Origin of the sequence: Kitasatospora sp. NPDC004799 (assembly GCF_040609095.1) — a bacterium.
Taxonomy (GTDB): Bacteria; Actinomycetota; Actinomycetes; order Streptomycetales; family Streptomycetaceae; genus Kitasatospora.
This window is the reverse complement of the sequence record NZ_JBEXJK010000476.1, coordinates 1-6,053: the sequence shown is the minus strand read 5'-3', so window position 1 is coordinate 6,053 and position 6,053 is coordinate 1. Positions and strand designations below refer to the sequence as shown.

General features: G+C 72.7%; 1 protein-coding gene. It reads right to left on the bottom strand.

Annotation, left to right across the window (positions count from 1 at the left end):
• Nucleotides 1-6,053: amino acid adenylation domain-containing protein (locus ABZW03_RS35855; RefSeq protein WP_355268118.1), on the bottom strand; the 6,053-nt coding region annotated here is incomplete at both ends.

Genomic DNA, 6,053 nt, shown 5'->3' with positions numbered 1-6,053 from the left:
GGGTCGCGGTGCCCGTCCGGACGGGCCACGACCAGGGTGGCGCCCGTGGTCAGGGGCCAGAAGAACTCCCAGACGGAGACGTCGAATCCGACCGGAGTCTTCTGCAGCACCCGGTCCGACGCCGTCAGGCCGTAGTCCTCGTGCATCCACGCCAGACGGTTCACCACACCGTCATGCGCCACCACCACACCCTTGGGGCGACCCGTGGAACCGGAGGTGTAGATCACGTACGCCGGACTCTGCGGGCCGTGGCCCACACGCACCGGATTCGAAACCGCCTGCACGCTCAGGGCATTGACAGTCTCGGCAGCATCCAGGTCGATCCGACGGACACCGACCGACAGCGCCTCGTCCATCGTCACACTGTCGGTCACCAGGACCGTCGGACGGCCGTCCTCCAACGTCGAGACCAGACGCTCCGCCGGGTAGTCCGGGTCCAGCGGCAGATACGCCGCACCCGCCTTCTCGATCGCCAGCAACGACACCACCAGCTCCACCGAGCGCGGCAGACACACCGCCACCAGGTGCTCGGGCCCGACACCCTCGGCGACCAGCAGATGCGCCAACCGGTTCGCCCGCTCGTTCAACTCCGCGTACGACACCACCTCACGCGCCGCACCACTACCGAACACCACCGCGTCCGCATCCAGCGTACGAGCCACCTGAGCCTCGAACAGCCCCGGCAGCGTCCCCACCGGCACCTCGCGCACGGTGTCGTTCCACCCGCGCAGCACCAACTCCCGCTGCCCGTCGTCCAGGACCGAGACCCGGTCCAGCGTCAGGTCGGGCTCGTGCTCCAGCCCGTCGGCGAGCCGCTCCACCAGGGCCTCGAACAGGCCGCAGACCACGTCCGAGTCCATCGGCGCGCACGCCTGGACCGTGAGCCGGAACCCGACGCCGGTGTCGTCCACCGACACCGTCAGCGGGTAGTTCGTCCGCTCCTGCCCGAACAGCGGGGTGACGCCGGCGAGGACGGTCCGGTGCGTGGCGGCCGTCCGGCTGTGGCGGTAGTTGAGGAGCGAGGTGAACAGCGGGCTCTGCGCCGGGACGCCGGTCGCCTGCTGGGCGAGGGTCAGCGGCGCGTGCTCGTGCCGCAGCAGCTCGCCCAGCTGCTGCTGGGTGACCTTCAGCCCCGCCAGCAGCGACTGGGTGGCGTCGATGCGGATCGGCAGGGTGTTGATGTACAGACCGGGAGTGCGGCTCGCCGTGTCCCCGGCGTCCATCCGGCCGAACAGCACGGTGCCGAACACCGGGTGCGTCTGGCCCGTCGTCGCCGCCGCGACCCGCGCCCACGCCAGGTGGAAGAACGCCGCCGCGCTCACCCCGTGGCGACGCGCCAACTCCCGTACGCGACCAGCCAGTTCCTCTGACAGGTCGGCCACGGCCTCGCCGGTCCCGCTGCCGTCGCCGTGGGTGTCGAGCACGCCGTACGGCGCGGTCGGCTCCTCCACCTCGCCGAGCGCGCGCTCGAAGAACGCGCGGTGCTGGTCGGCCGTGACCGCGAGGCGCGCGTGCGCGACGAAGTCGCGGTACGGCGCCGGCTCCGGCAGGCGGTCCTCCTCCTGCTCCAGGTGCGCCCGCACCTCGTCGAAGAGGATCTCCAGCGCCTGGTGGTCGCGGATCAGGTGGTGGCTCTGCAGGGCCATCAACCAGCGGTCCTGGCCCGGGTCCCGGGCGACGACGAGCTGCATCATCGGGGCGCGGCGGATGTCCATCGACGGCGGGCAGGCCGCCAGCAGCTCGGCCACCGCGTCGGCACCGCCCGCGAGCGCGACCTCCTCGATCGCCACCGGGGCCTGCCGCAGGACGACCTGGAGCGGCTGGGGCAGGTTCTCCCACAGCACGGCCGTCCGCAGGATGTCGTGCCGGTCGACGACGTGCTGGAGCGCGGCCACGAAGGCGTCGATGCGCTCGCGCGAGTCGAAGCCCAGGACGACCGGGACGATGTAGACGTCGCGGCCCTGGTCGGCGTCGAGCAGGTGGTGGAAGAAGATCCCCTCCTGCAGCGGCGCCAGCGGGTAGACGTCCGCGACGTTGGCCGCACCGCCCGGCACCTGCTCCACGAGGTGGTCCAGGTCCGCCTGGCTCAGCTCGGCCAGCGTGACCATGTCCGGGGTCAGCGCGGTCGCGTCGGCCGGGATGCGGTTCTCCGGCACCACGAAGCTCCGACCGGCGTCGACGGCGGCCAGCGCCGCCGGGGTCGGGGCCTGGAACAGCGCCTTCACCGACACCGGCAGACCGCTCGCCCGCAGCCGCTCCACCAGCGTCACGGCGAGGAGGGAGTGGCCGCCCAGCTCGAAGAAGTTGTCGTCGATGCCGACCTGGGGCAGGCCCAGGACGTCGGCGAACACCTCGCTGAGCAGCTGCTCGTCCGCGGTGCGCGGCGCCCGGTAGGACGACTCCAGCAGCTCCGTCCGGTCCGGGACCGGGAGGGCCCGGCGGTCGAGCTTGCCGTTGACGGTCAGCGGCAGCGCGTCCAGGAGCATGATCGCGGACGGGACCATGTACTCGGGCAGGACGGCGCCCAGCCCGGCCCGCAGCTCGGCGGTGTCCACCTGCGCACCGGCGGAGGGCACCACGTAGGCGGCGATGCGCTTGTCGCCCGGGACGTCCTCGCGGACGACCACGGCCGCCTGGGCGACACCCGGCTGACCGAGCAGACCGGCCTCGATCTCGCCCAGCTCGATGCGGTAGCCGCGCACCTTCACCTGGTCGTCGGTGCGGCCCAGGTAGTCGATCGTGCCGTCCTCGCGCCAGCGCGCCAGGTCGCCGGTGCGGTACATGCGCTCGCCCGCCTCGCCGAACGGGCAGGCGACGAACCGCTCCGCCGTCAGGCCCGGGCGGTCGAGGTAGCCGCGCGCCAGCTGGACGCCCGCGATGTACAGCTCGCCCGCCACACCGGCCGGCACCGGCCGCAGGGCCGCGTCCAGCACGTAGGCCCGGGTGTTGCCGACCGGTCCACCGATCGGGACGGTGGCCGTGCCCGGCACGCAGTCCCAGGCGGTGACCTCGATGGACACCTCGGTCGGGCCGTAGAGGTTGTGCAGCGGGATGCCCATGTCGCGCAGGAACGCGTCGCGCAGCTCCGGCGACAGCGCCTCACCGCTCGCGAAGACCGCCCGCAGGGAGGAGCAGGTCCGGGCGGCCGGCTCCAGCAGGAACACCTGCATCATCGACGGGATGAAGTGCGCGACGGTCACGCCCTCCGCACGGATCACCTCCGCCAGGTACGCCGGGTCGCGGTGCCCGTCCGGACGCGCGACCACGAGGGTCGCACCCGTGGTCAGGGGCCAGAAGAACTCCCAGACCGAGACGTCGAACCCGACCGGCGTCTTCTGCAGCACCCGGTCCGACGGCGTCAGCCGGTAGTCCTGCTGCCCCCAGGAGAGGCGGTTGACGATCCCCTGGTGCGAGATCACCACGCCCTTGGGGCGGCCGGTGGAACCGGAGGTGTAGATGACGTACGCCGGGCTCTCCGGGCGGTGGCCCGGGCGCTCCGGGTTCGAAACCGCCTGCGCGGCGAGCGCGTTGACGGTCTCCGGGCTGTCCAGGTCGATCCGCCGGACGCCCGCTGCGGCCGCGAGGGCCTCGTCCATCGTCACGCGGTCGGTGACCAGGGCGGTCGGACGGCCGTCCTCCAGGGTGGAGGCCAGCCGGTCGTCCGGGTAGTCCGGGTCCAGCGGCAGGTAGGCCGCCCCGGCCTTGCCGATCGCCAGCAGCGACACGACCAGCTCGGTCGAGCGCGGCAGGCAGACGGCCACCAGGTGCTCGGGGCCCACGCCCTCGGCGACCAGCAGGTGGGCCAGGCGGTTCGCCCGCTCGTTCAGCTCCGCGTACGACAGCACCTCGCGCGCCGCGCCGCTGCCGAACACCACGGCCGTGGCCTCCGGCGTCCGGGCGGCCTGGGCCTCGAAGAGCCCGGGCAGCGTCGTGGCCGGCAGCTCCCGCGCGGTGTCGTTCCAACCGGTCAGCAGCTGGTCGAGCTGCGCGTCGTCCAGGACGGCGATCCGGTCCAGCGTGGCGGCGGAGTCCTCCTCCAGCCCGCCGACCAGGTTCTCCACGGCCGTGCGGAGCAGGCCGCAGACCACGTCGGAGTCCATCGGCGCGCACGCCTGCACGGTGAACCGGAACCCGACACCGGTGTCGTCCACCGACACCGTCAACGGGTAGTTGGTCCGCTCGGAGGCGTACACGATGTCGATGCCCGCGGTGCCGCTTGCCGAGGAACCCTGCTGGTCCGGGTGAGAACCGGGCAGGCTGTGACGGTAGTTGAGGAGGGAGGTGAACAGCGGGCTCTGGGCGGGGACGCCGGTCACCTGCTGGGCGAGGGTCAGCGGCGCGTGCTCGTGCCGCAGCAGCTCACCCAGCTGCTGCTGCGCCGCCTTCAGGCCCGCCACCAGCGGCCGGGTCGCGTCGACCCGGATCGGCAGGGTGTTGATGTAGAGGCCCGGGGTGCGGCTCGCCGTGTCCCCGGCGTCCATGCGGCCGAGCAGCACGGTGCCGAAGACGGGGTGGGTCTGGCCGGTCGTGGCGGCGGCGACACGCGCCCAGGCGAGGTGGAAGAACGCGGCGGCGCTGACGCCGTGGCGCCGGGCCTGCTCGCGGACCCGCTCCGCCAGGCTGTCCGACAGCTCGACGATGGCCTCGCCGGTGTCTGTGCCGTCGCCGTGGGTGTCCAGCACGCCGTAGGGCGCGGTGGGCTCCTCGACGTCGCCGAGGGCGCGCTCGAAGTAGGCGCGGTGCTGCTCCGGCGTGACCGCCAGGCGGGCGTGCGCGACGAAGTCGCGGTACGGCGCCGGCTCCGGCAGGCGGTCCTCCTCGTGCTCCAGGTGGGCGCGCACCTCGTCGAAGAGGATTTCCAGGGCCTGGTGGTCGCGGGTGAGGTGGTGGCTGCGCAGAGCCATCAACCAACCGTCGCCGTGGGGCTTCTGAGCAATCGTCAGGTCGACCATGGGGGCCTGGCGGATGTCCATCGACGGCGGGCACGCCACCAACAGCTGGGCCACCGCGTCGCCCTCGGAGTCACGGGACAGCGTGACCTCGTGGACGGGCAGAACGGCCCGGCGCAGGACGATCTGAAGGGGCTGGGGCAGGTTCTCCCAGAGAACGGCCGTCCGCAGGATGCCGTGCCGGTCGACGACCGCCTGCAGGGCGGTCACGAAGGCGTCGACGCGCTCGCGCGAGTCGAAGGAGAGCACCGTCGGCAGGATGTAGACGTCGCGGCCCTGCTCGGCGTCGAGCAGGTGGTGGAAGAAGATGCCTTCCTGCAGCGGCGCCAGCGGGTAGATGTCGGCGATGTTCGCGGCGCCGCCGGGGATCTGCTCGACGATGCGCGCGAGATCGTCCTCGGTGACCTCGGCCAGCGTGACCATGTCCGGGGTCAGCGCGGTCGCGTCGGCCGGGATGCGGTTCTCGGGCACGACGAAGGCGTGGCCGGTGTCGGCGGCCGCGAGGCCAGCGGGCGTCGGGGCCTGGAACAGCGCTCGGACGGAGACCTGGAGGCCGCGCGAGCGCAGCCGCTCGACCAGGGTGACGGCGAGCAGGGAGTGGCCGCCCAGCTCGAAGAAGTTGTCGTCGATGCCCACCCGCTCCAGCCCGAGGACCTCCGCGAAGACCTCGCAGAGCAGTTCCTCGTCGGCCGTGCGCGGGGCACGGTACGACGTCTCCGACAGGGCCCCACGGTCCGGCGCGGGCAGGGCGCGACGGTCGAGCTTGCCGTTGACGGTCAGCGGGAGTTCGTCCAGGAGCATGATCGCGGACGGGACCATGTAGTCGGGAAGCGTCGTCGCGAGCGCATCCCGCAGGGCGGCGGGGTCCACGGTCGCGTCGGCGGCGGGGACGAGGTAGGCGGCGATGCGCTTGTCGCCCGGGACGTCCTCGCGGACGATCACGGCCGCCTGCGCCACGCCCGGCCGGCCGAGGACGGCGGCTTCGATCTCGCCCAGCTCGATGCGGTAGCCGCGCACCTTCACCTGGTCGTCCGTGCGGCCCAGGTAGTCCAGGGTGCCGTCCTCGCGCCAACGGGCCAGGTCACCGGTGCGGTACATGCGCTC